Origin of the sequence: Thermocrinis minervae (assembly GCF_900142435.1) — a bacterium.
GTDB classification, from domain to species: Bacteria; Aquificota; Aquificia; order Aquificales; family Aquificaceae; genus Thermocrinis_A; species Thermocrinis_A minervae.
In genome coordinates this window covers 162361-178959 of record NZ_LT670846.1, presented here as the reverse complement: position 1 = coordinate 178959, position 16599 = coordinate 162361, and the positions used below count along the sequence as shown (strand labels likewise).

The 16599-nt window shown below is 44.2% G+C and carries 15 protein-coding genes; 5 read left to right on the top strand and 10 right to left on the bottom strand.

Features of this window, described 5'->3' with window-relative positions:
- The 8 genes from B5444_RS00915 to B5444_RS00880 are packed head-to-tail and all read right to left on the bottom strand — an operon-like array spanning position 1 to position 6458.
- Positions 1 to 513 (bottom strand): P-loop nucleotide/nucleoside kinase family protein, encoded by a 513-nt coding sequence (locus B5444_RS00915; RefSeq protein ID WP_079653381.1) that lies wholly within the window; start codon positions 511 to 513, stop codon positions 1 to 3.
- Complete coding sequence (locus B5444_RS00910) at positions 513 to 1010, bottom strand: DsbC family protein (protein WP_079653380.1); 498 nt, start codon at positions 1008 to 1010, stop codon at positions 513 to 515. The genes B5444_RS00915 and B5444_RS00910 overlap by 1 nt, the downstream gene beginning before the upstream one ends.
- Positions 1001 to 1849, bottom strand: a complete 849-nt coding sequence (ispH, locus tag B5444_RS00905; protein ID WP_079653379.1) for a 4-hydroxy-3-methylbut-2-enyl diphosphate reductase — start codon at positions 1847 to 1849, stop codon at positions 1001 to 1003. Before ispH ends, B5444_RS00910 begins: the two co-directional genes overlap by 10 nt.
- A 25-nt stretch (positions 1850 to 1874) precedes the next feature.
- A complete protein-coding gene (locus tag B5444_RS00900; RefSeq protein ID WP_231967123.1) occupies positions 1875 to 2075 on the bottom strand; it encodes a YgaP family membrane protein in 201 nt (66 codons plus the stop codon).
- 51 nt (positions 2076 to 2126) lie between these two features.
- Positions 2127 to 2750, bottom strand: coding sequence for a 3'-5' exonuclease (locus tag B5444_RS00895; protein WP_079653377.1), 624 nt, complete (start codon positions 2748 to 2750; stop codon positions 2127 to 2129).
- Complete coding sequence (locus B5444_RS00890) at positions 2747 to 4585, bottom strand: putative nucleotidyltransferase substrate binding domain-containing protein (RefSeq protein WP_079653376.1); 1839 nt, start codon at positions 4583 to 4585, stop codon at positions 2747 to 2749. The genes B5444_RS00895 and B5444_RS00890 overlap by 4 nt, the downstream gene beginning before the upstream one ends.
- 34 nt (positions 4586 to 4619) lie before the next feature.
- Positions 4620 to 6161: a cation/acetate symporter ActP gene (actP, locus tag B5444_RS00885; RefSeq protein ID WP_079653375.1), complete on the bottom strand. Its 1542-nt coding sequence runs from the start codon at positions 6159 to 6161 to the stop codon at positions 4620 to 4622.
- A 6-nt stretch (positions 6162 to 6167) separates the two neighbouring features.
- On the bottom strand, positions 6168 to 6458 hold the full coding sequence (locus tag B5444_RS00880; RefSeq protein WP_079653374.1) for a DUF485 domain-containing protein: 291 nt from the start codon (positions 6456 to 6458) through the stop codon (positions 6168 to 6170).
- A 220-nt stretch (positions 6459 to 6678) separates the two neighbouring features.
- Between B5444_RS00880 and acs the strand changes: the two genes are divergently transcribed.
- Genes acs through B5444_RS00860 form a run of 5 tightly spaced genes read left to right on the top strand, consistent with a single transcriptional unit; the run spans position 6679 to position 12572 of the window.
- Positions 6679 to 8565 carry an acetate--CoA ligase gene (gene acs, locus B5444_RS00875; RefSeq protein WP_079653373.1) on the top strand — a complete coding sequence of 629 codons (1887 nt, stop codon included), beginning with the start codon at positions 6679 to 6681 and terminating at the stop codon, positions 8563 to 8565.
- Between the two features lie 43 nt (positions 8566 to 8608).
- Positions 8609 to 9484 (top strand): hypothetical protein, encoded by an 876-nt coding sequence (locus B5444_RS00870; RefSeq protein WP_079653372.1) that lies wholly within the window; start codon positions 8609 to 8611, stop codon positions 9482 to 9484.
- Positions 9454 to 9609, top strand: coding sequence for a hypothetical protein (locus B5444_RS07620; RefSeq protein WP_172838408.1), 156 nt, complete (start codon positions 9454 to 9456; stop codon positions 9607 to 9609). The genes B5444_RS00870 and B5444_RS07620 overlap by 31 nt, the downstream gene beginning before the upstream one ends.
- Complete coding sequence (locus tag B5444_RS00865; protein WP_079653371.1) at positions 9610 to 10713, top strand: HD domain-containing protein; 1104 nt, start codon at positions 9610 to 9612, stop codon at positions 10711 to 10713.
- Positions 10686 to 12572, top strand: coding sequence for a transglutaminase TgpA family protein (locus tag B5444_RS00860; RefSeq protein ID WP_079653370.1), 1887 nt, complete (start codon positions 10686 to 10688; stop codon positions 12570 to 12572). Before B5444_RS00865 ends, B5444_RS00860 begins: the two co-directional genes overlap by 28 nt.
- On the opposite strand, the gene mtaB is transcribed toward B5444_RS00860, so the two are convergent.
- The gene (gene mtaB, locus B5444_RS00855) at positions 12540 to 13793 is read right to left on the bottom strand and encodes a tRNA (N(6)-L-threonylcarbamoyladenosine(37)-C(2))-methylthiotransferase MtaB (protein ID WP_079653369.1); all 1254 of its coding nucleotides are present in this window, start codon (positions 13791 to 13793) and stop codon (positions 12540 to 12542) included. The two genes, B5444_RS00860 and mtaB, sit on opposite strands and share 33 nt — an antisense overlap.
- Complete coding sequence (secA, locus tag B5444_RS00850) at positions 13790 to 16585, bottom strand: preprotein translocase subunit SecA (protein WP_079653368.1); 2796 nt, start codon at positions 16583 to 16585, stop codon at positions 13790 to 13792. Before secA ends, mtaB begins: the two co-directional genes overlap by 4 nt.
- Between the last annotated feature and the right edge of the window lie 14 nt (positions 16586 to 16599).

Here is a 16599-nt window from a genome sequence, read left to right as displayed (position 1 = left end):
TTATGATAGCACGAGCTTAAGCTCTTGGATTAGTTCCTCTTTACTCTTCTGAGTGTGTATCTTTATGGCACCTTCTGGTTCTTCGAAGCTCTCTTTTTGTTTTAGGTACACCTCCCAATCGGCATCCGAGATGTCTACCCTGTTTTTTAACCTCCTCTTAATCTCTTCTTCGTCCGCCACTACCCATAGCATAACCAGGTCTGGAAACTTCTCCAAGAACATCTTCCTCTGCCAGTCTTTAAGGAAGGTAGCATCAACGACTACCTTTTTCCCTTCTTTAAGGAGCTTTTCTGTTCTCCTTAGCATCTCTTCGTAGACGCGCCTAGTAAACTCTTCGGAGTATATACCCTGTAGGTAACCTTCCTTTACCTTCTGTTTAGGATCTAAACCTGCCAGCTCTTTCCTGATCAGATCGCTCCTTATCCATTCGTAACCGAAGTGATCTTTTAATAGGCTTGAGATATAGGATTTACCACTTCCCGAGAGCCCTACTGTTATGACGAGCCTTTTCATCAAAGGCCTAAAGCCTTCAGAAGGTTGTGAGAATAGCCTTCTATAACCTTGTATTCAGGTAGGATTATGTTGTAAGGTACACCTTTAACGCCGAGCTGTTGCGCAGCTTTTGTGTGCTCTTGAAGGAGTTCGCACGAAGTTTTAGGAAGCTGCTTTCCGTCAAACTTTCCAGAGAGTACCATGTCTAAGGTCTTTACTTTGTCCTTTGAACACAGAACGTAAGCAGTCTTTTCTGTGTTTCCTGGCCACTTCTCAAAGGGTACCAGGAACACGTAAAGTTTTAGCTTCCTTAAATGTGGTTTTAACTCCTTCCATTCTTTTCTACAGTGTGGGCAATCCACGTTCATGAAGGTAATCATTTCCTTCTTGCCTTTGCCTACAACTATGGCCTTGTTTTTGTAATCTAAGGTTTTTAGCTGTTCTGCTAGAAATTCTGAGTAGAGATCCTGTGCTACAGAAAGGTTCAGGAGTATTAAGAGAACTAAGGCTAAGAACATAGGTGCTTTATCCTCTGGTAGACCTCTTGTATGATCCAGTCGGGTGTTGATGCGCCCGCAGTTATACCTACCCTTTTGACTCCCTCAAACCACTCTTTTTGTAGCTCTTCCGCCGTCTCTACGTGATAGCTCTTTGGGTTTAGAGCTTTAGATATCTCATAAAGCCTTCTAGTGTTGCCGCTGTTCTTTCCACCTACTATGATCATCACATCCACGTTGCCTGCCAGTTTGTATACATCTTCTTGCCTCTCGGAGGTTGCGTTACATATGGTGTTTATAACCTTAAGTTCCTTGCACCAAAGGGCTATCTCCCCTACCACTTCCTTAAAGAACTGTTCGTTCTGCGTAGTCTGTGCCACCACTCCTACTTTTTCCTTACCTAGAACATCCTTAAGGTCTTCCTTAGACTCTACTACCGTCCCGACTCCGCCCACTTCTTCCAAGTACCCCAAGGTGCCTATGACCTCTGGGTGGTTCTTCTCTCCCACGATGACTACAAAGTAACCTTCTTTAGAGAGCTTTTGAACTGCCTCATGTACAGCTTTCACGTAGGGACAGGTGGCGTCTACTATCTTTATACCCTTGCTCAAAAGCTCCCTTTCTCTCTTTGGTGGTATTCCATGAGATCTGATGATTATGGTATCTCCACCTTTTAGAGTGTTGCCATTTAGTACCTTTACACCAAGGGCCTCTAGCCTTCTGACCTCCTGTGGGTTATGTATAAGGGGACCCTCTGTGTATACGTTTCCCTCTGCTTCTTTGGCTGACTCTTCTGCGAGTCTTATGGCTCTTTTTACACCAAAACAAAACCCGGCATGCTCAGCTATTATTATTTCCATCCCTTTTATTAATATAAACTCTCCTTTAGCAGGTGCACTCCTTTATGCCGAGCTTCCTGTAAAGGGTTACTACTGGACACCAGTTGGTGAAGGCTGACTGTATCTGGTTTATGGACATGAAAGCCAAAAAGGCTTTCCAAAACCAATGTACATCCGAAGGCATTATACCAACTAGCAGCACTATAAGAAGTACCACTCCAGAAGTAAGCCTCAGCATTCTATCCATAGTCATTTCTAGCCACCTCCTTTATAAAAATTTCATTATATAATTATATTCCTAAAAGACTTTTATGGGCAGGTCCTTGAGCTTCTTTCGTGCATACCTTTTTAGGTATATAAGGAACAGCAAGGCTGTAAGGTAGGCATCCTCAAGGGCGTTGTGCAGACGGCCGAGCGGACTTATCCCGTGTGCCTTGAGTACCTGCATAAGATCCTTACCTACGAACCTCTCCTCCAGAAGGTCCAATAGGTCTATACCGTATGGTAAAAACACTCCCTTACATTCCTTTACTACGAGCTTTCTTACCATACTCACATCCAAAGTTAAGAAGAAACCTGCCAACACGCATCCCTTTGAATACTCTAAAAACTCTCTGCATACCTTTACTGGCTCTTCAGCGTTTGAGAGATCCATGGGTGTTATGCCATGAACCTTTATGGATTCTTCAAAGATCCTATCCGTCTTAATGACCCTGCTAAAGCTTTTCCACATTTCTATACGAAGCTTTTCTATCTTGAAGGCACCTATGCTTATGGGAACATCCTTTTTTATGTCAAGTCCTGTCGTTTCCGTATCAAACACTACAAAACATGCATCCTCAACAGGAGTGTTTAGGTCTACATCCCAGTTAAACTGGTAGAAGATGTCTGGTTTGAGCTTTTTGTATATAAACCTTATCATTGATAGTACGCAAGCTTGTAGTGTTCTCTTATAAAGTCTTGAAAGCGTTCCACTGTTCTAAAGATCTCTTTCAGAAGGCTCTTTTCCACTTTTGAAAGCTCATCGGGGTTTACGTAGTTGTCCGGGTTTTTTCCCATAAGCACCTTGCGGGCCTGAGATCTAAACCTTAGGGAGAGCAAAAACCTGTAACTTTCTGTAAGGTCTCTAGCCATATCCTTGCTAAGTACTCCCTTTTCCTGCAGGCGGTTTATCCTGTCAAAGGTGTTTAGATCCTCTACCTTGTACTCCAGGGATAGGACTCTAACTCCGTGCATTATGGGGAATATGCCACCCTTCTTGAGGTCTAATTCTCCCCTGTGATCTCCTGACTTTTCTACAACCAGGCTTCCTAAGAAGCCTAGGGGAGGTTTAAACTTTACGGCACTTAAGGAGAGGAAGGACAAAACACGAGGAAACTCCTCCACCCTTTGAAAGATGGTGTTCTTTAACCTTTCTACTATTATCTGATCACCAAACACACTCCTAGCGTCTAGGAGTATGCTCAGGTTTATCATGTTCTTCTCTTCTGGTTTTTCTATCCAAGAGGTTATGGCCTTGGTCCATTCGTTGAAGTTTTTCCGCCAGTCTGGGTAGGAGAGCATGACCTTGCCTGGACATTCGGGAAAGCCTACACTTAGAAGGTTCTTTATGTACAGTCGGGAAAACTCCTCAAAATACCTTTTGATGTCCACATCGAGCAGAGGTTCTTCTAAGTAAACTAGTGCATTGTCTTGGTCTGTACCTAAGTTTTGCTCTCTCCTACCTTCACTTCCTAGGACCATTATGCTGTAGGGTACTAAGGGTTCAACTTCCATCTCCTGGATTGTGATCAGGACAGTTCTTTTCATTATCCTGTCGTTTATCTCGGATATGTAAAGGCCAAGCATCTGAGGGTCTATCCCACGCATTATGAAGTCCACATAACTTTCTCTAGCCAGAGTATAGGCATACCTTAAGTCTTCCAAAGTTTTGGCTTTGTCTATCTGCTGGGTGAGGGATATGATGTTCTTAGTCTGGTAGGTTATTATGCTTCTGTCATCAAGAAGGCCTATGGGTTTGTCATTGTCGTAGATGGCTACCCTCCTTATACCGTGTTTGGCCATGAGCAGTATGGCTTGGAATAAAGACGCTTCCTTATTAACACCTATGAGAGGTGTAGAGCATACATCTTTAGCCGTCAACCTTTTGGCTTCTGGCTCCTTTGCCAGCAACTTTATAAGATCCCTGTCTGTTATTATTCCATACTGCCCCTTTAGGTCAACGATCACGCTACCAAGCTCAGACTGAGCTACAAACTTTAAAACCTGACCTATATCTGTATCCTTGTCTACAAGGATGGGCTTTTCGTAGTTAAGGTCTGTAACTCTTATGCTGAAGAGTTTGTCTATGGAAGGATCTACCTTAGGTAAAGCTCTCTGTATCTTTTTTGATACCTCCTCCGTGAAGTACTCCACGAAGGAACTGTATTTTTGTAAAAGATTCAAGAATATGCCCTTCTGTAGAAAGAATACTACAGAATCTTCTTTCGCTTTGACTGAAAAGTCTAAAGGTTTTGAAGGAAGGACAAAAACGTCTCCCTCATGCAGTAGCTGTAGAATTTGATCATTCTCTTCTACTACTAAGGCCCCCTTCCTGAGTATGAGGAGGTGCTCTGTAGGAGTACTTCCTTTTCTAAAAATCTCCTCCGAAGCTCTGTAGTACCTAACACAAAGGTTGTAGACCACACGTCTTATCTCTTCCTGTGGTAGGTTTTTGAAGGGTTCTATCTGAGAGAGGAAAACTTCTGCGTCTTGCATGCTAAAGGAGCCCGCCGGCAGGCGGGTAGGAGGATCAGTCCGCTCCTATGCCCAGGTAAGACCTTACCTTTTCCTCTTCCCATTTATCTTCAGCACTCTTCTCAGGCTTTAGGAGAGATAGGATTATGCCTACCAGGAAGGCCAAAGGCATGGATATGAGGGCTGGGTTCTTCCATGGGAATATGGGGGTAGGGTTTTTGAGTAGGTCTACCCACACGGTGGGACTAAGTATTATCAAGACTACGGAGGCTATGGTTCCAGTCAGTATGCTTCCTACAGCTCCAGCTGTGGTGAACTTCTTCCAGAATATGGACATAACAAGAGCTGGGAAGTTGGCACTTGCAGCTATGGCAAAGGCGAGACCTACCATGAAGGCCACATTCTGACCCTTAAAGGCTATTCCTAAGAGTATGGCTATCACACCAAGCACCAGGGTAGCTATCTTAGCAACCTTTACTTCCTCCCCTTCGGAAGAGTGTCCGCCCCTTACAACGTTTGCGTACAGGTCGTGGGAGAGCGTGGAAGCTCCTGCGAGGGTAAGACCTGCCACAACGGCCAGTATGGTAGCAAAAGCAACAGCAGCTATAAATCCCAAGAAAACTGTACCACCTATTGCTTCTGAGAGTAGGAGCGCTGCCATGTTTCCACCCTTGTCTATGCTGGTTATGGTTTCTCTACCCACTATGACTGCAGCCGCAAAGCCTATTACAAAGGTAAGTATGTAGAAGTAACCTATAAAGCCCGTGGCGTAAAAGACAGACTTCCTGGCCTCCTTTGCGTCTGGAACCGTGTAAAACCTCATGAGTATGTGGGGGAGTCCAGCCGTACCGAACATGAGGGCCATACCCAAAGACAGAGCGTCCCATGGGTTGGCTACCAAACCACCGGGAAGTAGAACCTTTTCACCATACTTCTTTACGGCATCGTTGAAGATCCCAGTTAAGTCAAAGTTGTAATGTGCCAGAGATAGGATAACTAAGAGTGTAGCTCCACCTAGGAGTAGAGCGGCCTTTATTATCTGTACCCACGTTGTAGCAAGCATGCCGCCGAAGAGCACGTAAGCTATCATTATGGTACCCACTATCACTACAGCGTACTCATAGGGTATTCCAAACATAAGCTTTATAAGGCTTCCTGAGCCCACCATCTGGGCTATCAAGTACAGGATGACGGTAGACAAAGCACCCAAAGAAGCTGCTATCCTTATAGGCTTTTGAGACAACCTGTAGGACACTACATCCGCAAAGGTGTACTTTCCCAAATTTCTGAGCTGTTCTGCCACAAGGAACATGACTATGGGCCAACCTACGAGGAAACCTATGGAGTATATAAGCCCGTCGTATCCTTTGAGGGCCACAAGACCCGCAATACCCAGAAAAGAGGCGGCGCTCATGTAGTCACCGGCCAAGGCAAGGCCGTTTTGAAAGCCCGATACACTCCTACCTGCAGCATAGAACTCCGTGGCGGTTTTAGTTCTCTTAGCCGCCCAGTAGGTTATAGCAAGGGTTACTATCACAAAGAGAAAGAAGAAAAAAATGGCTACTGCGTTGGGTTGACCAAGGGATGTCTTCTGCATGGTTCTTTACCTCCCTAGCTTTTTCTTTATCTCCTGAACCTTCTGATCGTAGACCTTGTTAGACCAGTATACGTATACTCCTGTAAGTATCCAAGAAATGACGATTACCCCTATGCCTAAGGGTATTCCCAAGGGCATGCTTTCTCCTATCTTTATCGAAAAAATCTGCTTGTTAAAAGCGAGCAAAAGTATAAAACCAAAGTAGACTATAAGCTCCAATGCCGTAAGTGTAAAGGCCACAGTATTCTTTGCTGATACCAGCTGCTCAAACTCCTTGGATTGTAAAATTTCCTTCATGGTAACCTCCCGACAGGATATTTGTGAGATATCTTACAAAATTTTTGTTTTTTGTCAAGACAATACGAGTTTTTTCATATTCTTATAGCCTTAACAAAATGAAATCGGATAGGTATTAAACACAAAAAGCTATGATTAAAATCACACCTTTTTGAATTTTCGTCAAAATCGTTGGTAAATGACTATAATAATTTTCAAACTCTGTTCGGGAGGTTTAAAAATGGATAGGGATGAAGTTCTCCTAAAAGTCGAGGAGAAGTATTACCCACCCAAACACATAGTGGAAGGTGCCTGGGTAAAGGATTATGAGAGTCTCTACAAGGAGTCTATCCAAGATAGGGAAGGCTTCTGGGCAAAGGTAGCCCAAGAACTACACTGGTTCAAGCCATGGCAGAAGGTCTTAGAGTGGAACTACCCTTATGCCAAATGGTTCGTAGGTGCAAAAACAAACATATGCTACAACTGCCTGGACAGACACGTGCTTAACGGAAAGAGGAACAAAGTAGCCTACATATGGGTGGGTGAAGATAATGAAGAGAAGAAGATAACCTACGGAGAGCTTCTTGAGCTTGTAAGCAGGATAGCCAACGGACTTAAATCCCTCGGTGTGAAAAAAGGTGACAGGGTTTCTATATACATGCCCAATACCATAGAAGCTATAGCCGCCATGTTAGCCTGTGCCCGTATAGGAGCTATCCACAGCGTTGTTTTTGCAGGTTTCTCAGAGGGAGCCTTAAGGTTAAGGATTGAAGACGCAAAGGCAAAGGTGGTATTTACGGCAAGCTACACCAAGAGGAGAGGTAAGAAGATAGACCTACTTACAACCGTTAAAAAGGCCATAGATGGACTTACTTTTGTAGAAAAGGTAGTAGTATGGGACAGGGATAAGGATGCAGAGCTTGATGGTAACACCTTTATAGACTTTGAGACCCTTGTAAAGAGCTCCTCCCCCGAGTGTCCACCAGAGGAGATGGACGCAGAAGATCCCCTCTTTATCCTGTACACTTCAGGAACCACAGGAAAGCCCAAAGGAGTGCTCCACACCACGGGTGGGTACATGGTAGGTACGTACTACACCACCAAGGTGGTCTTTGACCTAAAAGAAGATGACATATACTGGTGTACGGCAGACATAGGATGGATAACAGGTCACAGCTACATAGTCTACGGCCCACTTGCCAACGGAGCCACGTCCCTTATAACCGAAGGAGCACCAGACTACCCAGATCCAGGAAGATGGTGGAGCTACGTAGAAAAGTACAGGGTAAACATCTTCTACACAGCCCCCACTGCCATTAGGATGTTCATGAAGTATGGAGAGCAGTGGCCTGCCAAGTACGACCTGTCGTCCCTCAGAATACTCGGAAGTGTAGGAGAACCCATCAACCCAGAGGCCTGGCACTGGTACTACAAACATATAGGAAGGGAAAAGTGTGTTATCGTAGACACCTGGTGGCAAACAGAAACTGGAGCCCATATGATAACCACCGTACCCTCTTACCCTGCAAAGCCAGGCAAAGCAGGAAAACCCTTCTTTACCATAGAGGCAGCCGTAGTAGACAGCAGTGGTAAGGAGCTGCCGCCTAACACAGTAGGTAACCTGGTGATAAAGAACCCCTGGCCTTCCATGCTTAGGACATGCTGGGGAGAACCCGAAAGGTACGAAAAGTATTGGAACACCATACCAGGCTTTTACCTTACGGGAGACCTAGCCACCTACGACGAGGAAGGTTACATCATGATCCTTGGAAGGGCCGACGACGTTCTAAACGTGGCAGGACACAGGATAGGGACCATGGAAGTGGAGAGTGCACTAGTAGACCATCCAGCCGTAGCAGAAGCCGCCGTAATAGGAAAACCGCACGAGATAAAAGGAGAGAGCATAAAGGCCTTCGTCATACTAAAGCAGGGTTATGAACCTTCTGAAAAACTAGCAGAGGATATAAAGCAGCATGTAAGGAACGTCCTCGGACCCATAGCGGTACCAGACGAGATAGAGTTCGTGGATAAGCTTCCCAAGACAAGGAGCGGTAAGATAATGAGAAGGGTACTAAAGGCAAGAGAGCTAGGCTTACCTGTAGGGGATATATCCACCCTAGAAGACTAAACTTCTGGCCCCAGCGGGGGCCTTTTGTTTTATATTTTTCCTTATGCTAGAGGAGCTAAAAGAGAGGGACCGGATACATAGCCTATTCTTAGAGGTTCTGGACGACTCCTCCAAAAAGGAGCTTTTCCTCTACCTTATGTGCTATCTCCAGCTTGTGAGAAGGAGAGGAAATCTGTCCATAAGCCTTACAGACTACCTTTCCTGTGCCAGCGGAAGCTTTAAGAAAGCAAGGGCCAACTGGAAGGACATCCTTGTAGAGCTCAACCTCCTTGCTATATCCGACATGTACGGCAGGGTCTACGAAGGAAAGGATATATACAAGGTCTCCGAAGAGGATCTTTGTTTTATAACCCTAAAAGAAGAGTATGTAAACAGATTGGATGAACTCAGCGTAAAGGTTTTAAAGTATTGGATGGTCATAAACAAGATCGCTTCCGGTGGCAGAAAATTAAGCATACTGGATGCAGCTTTAACCTGTGTGTACCTCTTCAACGAGGAGCTCTACGATGAACTTCATGAACTCCTATCCATATACATTATGAGATATCCCTCTGAGAAGTCTTTCTTTAACCTTCTGGATCTTTTGATAAAGGTCAACACATCAAAGGGAGAGAAGCTTTACATACAGCAAGCTTTAGGTACCCTAAAAGATTTTGGTGAAGTGTACTGCGGCATAAATCTTAAAAAGCTCAAAGAAGACCTTTATATGATGTACAAAGGGAAGCTAAAAGACAGTATAAAGCTTGAGTTTGTAAAGCATACACAAAGGAGAGGTCTGCTAAGAAAAGTTATAGATAGTATAGTAAGCTTTATAAGGAAGCTTAAAGGAGGGAAAAAATGGACTTTACAGAGCTCAGAAACAGCCTTTTACTTTTTCACAGAGGACTTGTGGAAAAGGCACAATCAACAGAGGATGTAAGGCTAAAGGAGCTTTACAAAAAGGCTGCCGACCATCTAGCTGAGGTGATGAAACATCTCTACCAGTTTGACCTAGCTATCAAGGAGATAAGATCTTTGGAATCTAAGGGAAACACACAGCATTAGATGGTAAAGGAGTTTTCGGATCCTATTCATGGCTTTATAAGGGCGTATCCCCATGAGCTTAAACTCATAGACTCCTTTTATCTCCAAAGGCTCAGGCATATAAAACAGTTAGGTGTTTGTTACCTGGTGTTTCCTTCAGCTCAACATACGAGGTTTGAGCATTCTCTAGGTGTTATGCACCTTGCTGGTGAACTCTACAAGGCACTCGGTTATACAGACGAAAAGCTTTACAAGATAGTGAGGCTTGCTGGTCTTCTTCACGATGTGGGTCATCCACCTTTTTCACATACCACTGAAGTTTTGTTGGGAGACAAGGACCATGAGAAGTTGGGGAAAAGCCTTGTTCTGGAACGTATGGCAGATATGCTAAGGGAGGATTTTAGCTTTGAGGATATGGAGCTAGTATGTAGGATAGCCTTCAAAGAACCCAAAAACGAGGAGGAGAAAAAGCTATCTCAGATTGTCGTGGGTGATTTGGGTGCAGACAGGATGGACTACCTCAGAAGAGATGCCTACTTTTGTGGGACATCCTACGGACTTTTTGACTACGGTAGGATCTTGTCACATCTAAGACATCAAGAAGGTAAGCTGTGTGTAAGCTACAGCGCTGTAACACCCTTAGAGAACTTCTTCCTTGGTAGGTACTTTATGTACGCTCAAGTGTACTTCCATAAGGTGGTCAGAATACTGAGCATACACCTAAACGAGCTTATAAAGAGCATGAAGGATGCAGACCTCCATTTCTCTACAGATGCAGAGTTTATTTCCTACTGTATGAAGAACTATGAAGACGAGAAGGTCAGAAGGATATTCGGTAGGGAGCACTACAGAGAGGTCTACACCACGACCGATGAAAAAGAATTTGCCCAGGTAAAGGAGTTTCTGCTTGAAAAGTACCCCGAAGAACTCCTTAGGTTTGACGTGTGCAAAAAGAGGCTCATGGATGAGGAAGTGTGGGTAGAAAGAAAGGAGGATTTGGTAAGGCTGAGGGATGTCTCCCAGATACTGGCAAACGTGAAAGATTTAGTCATATGCCGAGTTTATGCCCATAGGGATGTACACAGGGAAATAACCCGATGGTTTTCAAAAGCTCAAAGGGTTTGACCCTTCTTGTAATACACACAACCTGTATACTCTCCATCCTCTCCCTCTATAAGCTCTTGGGCTTTTTGGGTATTATTGTGGTGCTCTTCTTCTACTTGGTGGGTGTGTTCTTTGACGTAAGGGGTGTATATCCTGTGAGGAGGATGTTCCTCAACCTTTTGGCTGTTGGACTTTCTCTCTACATCATATCTGGTATAAGCTTTGAAAACTTTGTAGAACCTATAAGCCAACTTGTACTTCTCTTACTGGTGATAAAGTCGTGGGAGGATAAAAAACCCCGTGACATGTATCAGATGCTTACCCTGTCCTTACTCGCTCTATCCATATCAAGCCTTTACAACATAAGCCTGAGCTTTCTTGTCTTCTTCCTAACGGTTATATCTATGGCGGTCCTGGGGGTATTCTTCATAAACCTCTACAAGAATCTAGGGGACACTAGGCTGGAATATAGGTTTTTAAAGGTTTATACGCTAGCCTCTGGTCTTTTCATCGCGGGTGTGTTTGTCTTAAGTCTAGTCTTCTTTTATACTCTCCCAAGAAGTCAAACGCCCTTGTTTAACATAGCTGTAGGTGGTAAGAAGAACCTCGTTTCTGGTCTTGCCAGGCAAGTGGAACTAGGAAAGGTGGGTCAGATACAGCAGGACAACACGGTAGCCTTCAGGGTCTTCGGTCTAAAGGTTAAAAACCCCTCCGATCTTTACTGGAGAGTCTTCGTGTTTGATCACTATCAAGGAAATGCGTGGATAAACAGCTACAGTCGGATGTTTCCGCAAAAACCACATACTGGTATTGAGTACACCATAGTCCTTGAACCTACTTTCGATAACTACCTGCCAGCTTTGGACACTCCCTACTATGTGAAGAAGTTGGAAGGTATAAAAACCCAGGTATGGGCCTACACAGGTTCCGTACTCAGAACCCAGGATCTTATAAACAGACCTATAAAGTACGTGGTGGTTAGTGGAGAAGAGAAGCTATACGAGGATAATCCACCAGAGAATTACTTAGATCTACCACCAAACATCCCAAAGAGCATAAGGTCATTGGCTCAACTTTTGGAAAAGGACACCAGCAGCGACGAGGAGAAGGTTAGAAGAGTGATTGAATACTTTAAAAGAGACTACTCTTACACTCAAAACTTGGAGGGGACTTCTGGAGATCCTCTTGAGTACTTTCTATTTGTAAAGAAGAAAGGAAACTGTGAATACTTTGCCAGCGCTACGGCTGTACTTCTAAGGTTGATGGGTGTACCAGCTAGAGTGGTAGGTGGTTTTAAAGGCGGTGTGTACAACCCAAACGGTAACTACATAATAGTGACCAACTCTATGGCCCATGTGTGGGTAGAAGCCTACGTGAAAGGCAAAGGCTGGATGAGGATAGACACCACACCACCTTACACATCAGTGGAGGAAATCTCCCGTTTCTCTCTTTTGTTGGATGCAGTGGTCACCTATTGGCAGAATAACGTAGTTGGCTTTTCGGCGCAGAAACAAATAGAGCTCTTTAAGAGCATACGCTTGAACCTAAGCCTATCCAGTGAGAAGTTTAGAAAGAACCTTCTGAAAGTTCTAGTAGCTCTCGGCTCACTCTACGGAGTGTATTCCCTCCTTGTCCTGTACTTGAAAAAGAGGAAAACCCCAGAAAACCTCTACAGAGAACTCTTGAAAACCTTGGGCTTAAAAGAGGCTTTACCTGTAGAGCTTTTGCGTAGTATACAAAAAGAGAGCTTCTACAAAGAAGCTCAGTACATAGTGGAGCTTTACCTGAGAAAGAAGTATTCCCCTTATAGAGTGTACCCGGACGAGGTTCGTGAAGGTTACAGGCTTTTAAAGGTCATAAGAGACAAACTCAGGAAGTAGCTTTACTCTTACTAACTTTCCAGTCTCTTTAAAGCCTTCTGCTCTAAGCTTTATGTAGTTCTCTGTTAGGAGTTTTCCTTCCTGTAGGACTACAGCTCTCAGTTCCATACCTTGGTTTTTAGCTATAAACTGCTTTCTCTTCTGCTTATCAAGTTCCTTTAAGACTTCTACCCTTTGTTCCTTTACAGGTTCAGGTACCTTGTCTGTCATCTTACTCGCCTTCGTGTAGGGTCTATCGGAGTAGGGGAAGATGTGCATGTAACCTATGGGTAGCTCTTCGAGTAGTTTGTAGGTTTCTTTGAAGTCCTCATCTGTCTCTGTAGGGAAGCCTACTATCACGTCTGTACCTACGTTGGCAATGGGTCTTTTGCTTACCATGGTCTCTACGAGTTTTGCATAGTCCTTAGCAGAGTATCTTCTCTCCATCAGCGCTAGTATCCTATCGCTACCGCTTTGCAAGGACAGGTGAAAGTGGGGTGCTATCTTCTCTTCGTAAAGTATAAGGTCTAGTAGTCTTTCATCTATCTCCGATGGATATAGGGATGATAGCCTTATGAGTTCTATACCTTCTATCTTTACAATCTCTTTCAGAAGTTCGTACAGGTTTGTACCTATATCCCAACCGTACTGGGTGAGCTGTGTACCAGAAAGTACAACTTCTTGATAACCCATCTGTGCTAGGAGTCTCACCTGATCTAGGACCCTTTGAAGTGGTACGCTTCTAACCTTGCCCCTTGCGAAGGGTATGATGCAAAAAGAGCAGAACCTATTACATCCTTCTTGTACTTTCAAAAAAGGCCTAGACTTCTCAAAGTAAAGCACAAGGTCAAAGCTTTTAACCTGGCTTACCCTAAAGATGTTTTCGACGTATACGCCTTTCCCTTTGCTTTGAAAATGCTCCTCCACCAAAGGGAGTATTACATCCTTATGGCTGTTACCCACCACGAGGTCCACGTCCTTTAAGGAAGAAAGTTCTTGAGGTTTTACCTGCGCGTAGCAGCCTGTAACTACAATCAGAGCGTTGGGATTTTCTCTCCTTGCCTGGTAGATAGCTTGTCTTGAAGATCTGTCAGCCCCCTGCGTAACGGTGCAGGTGTTTATTATGTAAACGTCAGCAATGTCTTGTGTTAATGTGTATCCTTTGTCTAGGAACTGCTTGGCTATGAAACTCCCATCAAAGAAGTTACTCCTACAGCCGAGATTAACTACCTTAACCTTCATCTTTTCTTCTTTTCCTGAAGCCTTTCCTTTAAGGTTTTCTTCCGTGGTCCTTTTTGTTCTGGTTGACTTTCTACAGTGCTCAACACTGCACTCTGCAATACCTTCTGATGTTCTTCTTGTTGTTTTAATTCTTCTTCTTGAAGCTCTTCTGGGGAAGCTATTTTGACTTTGAGAACATCAGAGACTGTTCTTTCTTTGAAGTTAAACAGCATGTTTTCAAAGATGTAGAAAGCCTCTTTCTTGTACTCTACTAGAGGATCCTTTGCAGCGTACCCCCTGAGGTATATACCTTCTCTTAGCCTGTCAAGGACGTGTAGGTGCTCTCTCCAAAGTTGATCAAGAGTGTGCAACATGATCACTCTTAAGGCCTCTTTAAAGACTTCTTCTGTAAGCTCTTGCTTTTTCTCTTCCACTATGCCTAGCAGTTCCTGCGTTAGAACTTCTACTAGCTCCTCTTTGTCCCTTACCTGAGGTATGTTTATGGGTTGTCCAGTCAACTCAAGAAGGTATTCTTCTAGAGCTTTTACATTCCAAAGTTCTGGTTCATCCTCAGGGAGTAGTTCATTGACCTTAGCTTCAAGCACGTCATGTATAAACTCCTTTAGATATTCTTCTAGGTCCTTGCCTTCCAGTATATCTCTACGCATAGAGTAAACTGTGTTCCTCTGAATATTCATCACGTTGTCGTACTCAAGGAGCCTTTTTCTTATCTGGAAGTTTTGAGCTTCTACCCTCTTCTGTGCATTCTGTATGGCCTTTGTGACCAACCTACTTTCTATTGGTTCACCCTCTGGTATCTTGAGGAAGTCCATGAGCTTCTTTACTCTGTCTCCGCCAAATATACGCAGAAGATCATCTTCTAAGGATAGGATGAACCTAGATTCTCCTGGGTCTCCCTGTCTTCCTGCCCTACCTCTTAGCTGGTTGTCTATCCTTCTAGATTCATGCCTTTCTGTACCGATCACCAGAAGACCGCCCAGCTCTATTACCTTTTTCTTCTCTTCTTCCGTTATCTTGTACGCATCTTCTAAGGCTTCCTTCCATTGTTCTTCAGTTGCTTCTTCTGGGTTTATACCCCTTTCCTTTAGCATCTGCCTTGCCAGGTATTCGGGGTTTCCACCCAAGAGTATGTCTGTTCCCCTACCTGCCATGTTTGTGGATATGGTCACAGCTCCTACTCTGCCCGCCTGAGCTATTATCTCGGCCTCCCTCTCGTGGTGCTTTGCGTTCAGGACGTTGTGAGGTATACCTTCCTTCTGGAGTAGCCTGGATAGATGTTCAGAATCTTCTATGGATACAGTGCCTACCAGTATGGGTCTTCCTTTTTTGTGTTCCTCTTTTATAATGTCCACCACTGCCTGCCACTTTTCCTTCTTAGTCTTGTACACCACATCAGGGTGGTCCTTCCTCCTTACAGGCTTGTGTGTAGGTATTACTACTACATCCAGTCCGTATATCTCTTTAAACTCCAACGCTTCGGTCTCTGCGGTTCCTGTCATACCCGCCAGTTTCCTGTAGAGCTTAAAGTAGTTCTGGAAGGTTATGCTCGCCAGAGTTTGGTTCTCCTGCTGTATGGGAACACCTTCCTTCACCTCTATAGCTTGATGGAGTCCGTCACTCCACCTTCTTCCAGGGAGAACCCTTCCAGTAAATTCGTCCACTATGAGTACCTCACCGTCCCTCACTATGTAGTGCACATCCCGCTTGAAGAGGTTGTGAGCTCTTAGGCTTTGATTTATAGCATGTAACAGTTCTATGTTCTTTATATCATAGAGGTTATCAACACCAGCAAGCTTTTCTGCCTTCCTTATACCCTCCTCTGTAAGCAGAACTGTCCTATTTTTTTCATCTACTATGTAGTCTATGTCCTTTTTGAGCTGCCTTACAATGCTGTCTGCAAGATAGTAAATGGAGGTATCCATCTGAGAAGGTCCTGAAATTATCAAGGGTACCCTGGCCTCATCTATGAGGATGGAGTCTACCTCGTCCACTATAGCGTAGTTATGGTTCTTAACCTGTACTATCTCATCCAAGGAGAAGGCCATGTTGTCTCTAAGGTAATCAAAGCCAAACTCGTTGTTGGTGCCATAAGTTATGTGTGCTTCGTAAGCTTCTCTCCTTGTGCATGGTACAAGCTTTGTAAGGAATGCCTTTTTGGCCGAGACGTTTATCTTATCCGATGGTAAAACCTCTTCGAAGTACCCTTTAGGCCATACTCTCCAATCTTCTTCTATAGCCTTTCTTGCAAGTTCTTCGTCAGCCCACTCTACCCTGTAGGATGAGTAGTCTGAGTTTATAACACCCACCGAAAGGTCAAAGAACTTGTAGATAGGCCCCATCCATGTGGCGTCCCTTCTGGCAAGGTAATCGTTTACTGTCACCACGTGGACACCCTCGTCCGTGAGAGCATTTACATACACAGCAGAAGTGGCGACCAAAGTCTTTCCTTCTCCCGTTTTCATCTCCGCTATCTTGCCTTGGTGTAGCACAAGACCACCTATTAGCTGCACATCAAAGAACCTAAGTCCAAGGGTTCTCTTCCCAGCCTCACGGACCAGGGCAAAGGCCAAAAGCACCTCTTCCCTTATCCTACCTCTTATTATGTCTTCCTTTAGTTCATGATCATCTAAAACCTTTCTGTGTAGCTCTCTAGACAGCTCAACTAGCTCCCTGTTAGAGAGTTCGTCAAGTTCTCTCTCCTTTTTTCCTATCTCCTCTACAAACTTTCTTAACTTTTTTACCTCTCTTTCGCTTTTTGTTCCAAAGAGTTTTCTCAATAGCCAGTCTAACATAGGATAAAATTTTA

What these genes read in the sequence shown, in the direction of transcription:
- B5444_RS00880 (WP_079653374.1), bottom strand. Translation starts at nt 6,458, where the DNA reads ATGAAGGAAATTTTACAATCCAAGGAGTTTGAGCAGCTGGTATCAGCA.
- secA (WP_079653368.1), bottom strand. Translation starts at nt 16,585, where the DNA reads ATGTTAGACTGGCTATTGAGAAAACTCTTTGGAACAAAAAGCGAAAGA.
- B5444_RS00870 (WP_079653372.1), top strand. Translation starts at nt 8,609, where the DNA reads ATGCTAGAGGAGCTAAAAGAGAGGGACCGGATACATAGCCTATTCTTA.
- mtaB (WP_079653369.1), bottom strand. Translation starts at nt 13,793, where the DNA reads ATGAAGGTTAAGGTAGTTAATCTCGGCTGTAGGAGTAACTTCTTTGAT.
- B5444_RS00900 (WP_231967123.1), bottom strand. Translation starts at nt 2,075, where the DNA reads ATGGATAGAATGCTGAGGCTTACTTCTGGAGTGGTACTTCTTATAGTG.
- B5444_RS00910 (WP_079653380.1), bottom strand. Translation starts at nt 1,010, where the DNA reads ATGTTCTTAGCCTTAGTTCTCTTAATACTCCTGAACCTTTCTGTAGCA.
- B5444_RS00860 (WP_079653370.1), top strand. Translation starts at nt 10,686, where the DNA reads ATGGTTTTCAAAAGCTCAAAGGGTTTGACCCTTCTTGTAATACACACA.
- B5444_RS00915 (WP_079653381.1), bottom strand. Translation starts at nt 513, where the DNA reads ATGAAAAGGCTCGTCATAACAGTAGGGCTCTCGGGAAGTGGTAAATCC.
- acs (WP_079653373.1), top strand. Translation starts at nt 6,679, where the DNA reads ATGGATAGGGATGAAGTTCTCCTAAAAGTCGAGGAGAAGTATTACCCA.
- B5444_RS00890 (WP_079653376.1), bottom strand. Translation starts at nt 4,585, where the DNA reads ATGCAAGACGCAGAAGTTTTCCTCTCTCAGATAGAACCCTTCAAAAAC.
- ispH (WP_079653379.1), bottom strand. Translation starts at nt 1,849, where the DNA reads ATGGAAATAATAATAGCTGAGCATGCCGGGTTTTGTTTTGGTGTAAAA.
- B5444_RS00865 (WP_079653371.1), top strand. Translation starts at nt 9,610, where the DNA reads ATGGTAAAGGAGTTTTCGGATCCTATTCATGGCTTTATAAGGGCGTAT.
- B5444_RS00895 (WP_079653377.1), bottom strand. Translation starts at nt 2,750, where the DNA reads ATGATAAGGTTTATATACAAAAAGCTCAAACCAGACATCTTCTACCAG.
- actP (WP_079653375.1), bottom strand. Translation starts at nt 6,161, where the DNA reads ATGCAGAAGACATCCCTTGGTCAACCCAACGCAGTAGCCATTTTTTTC.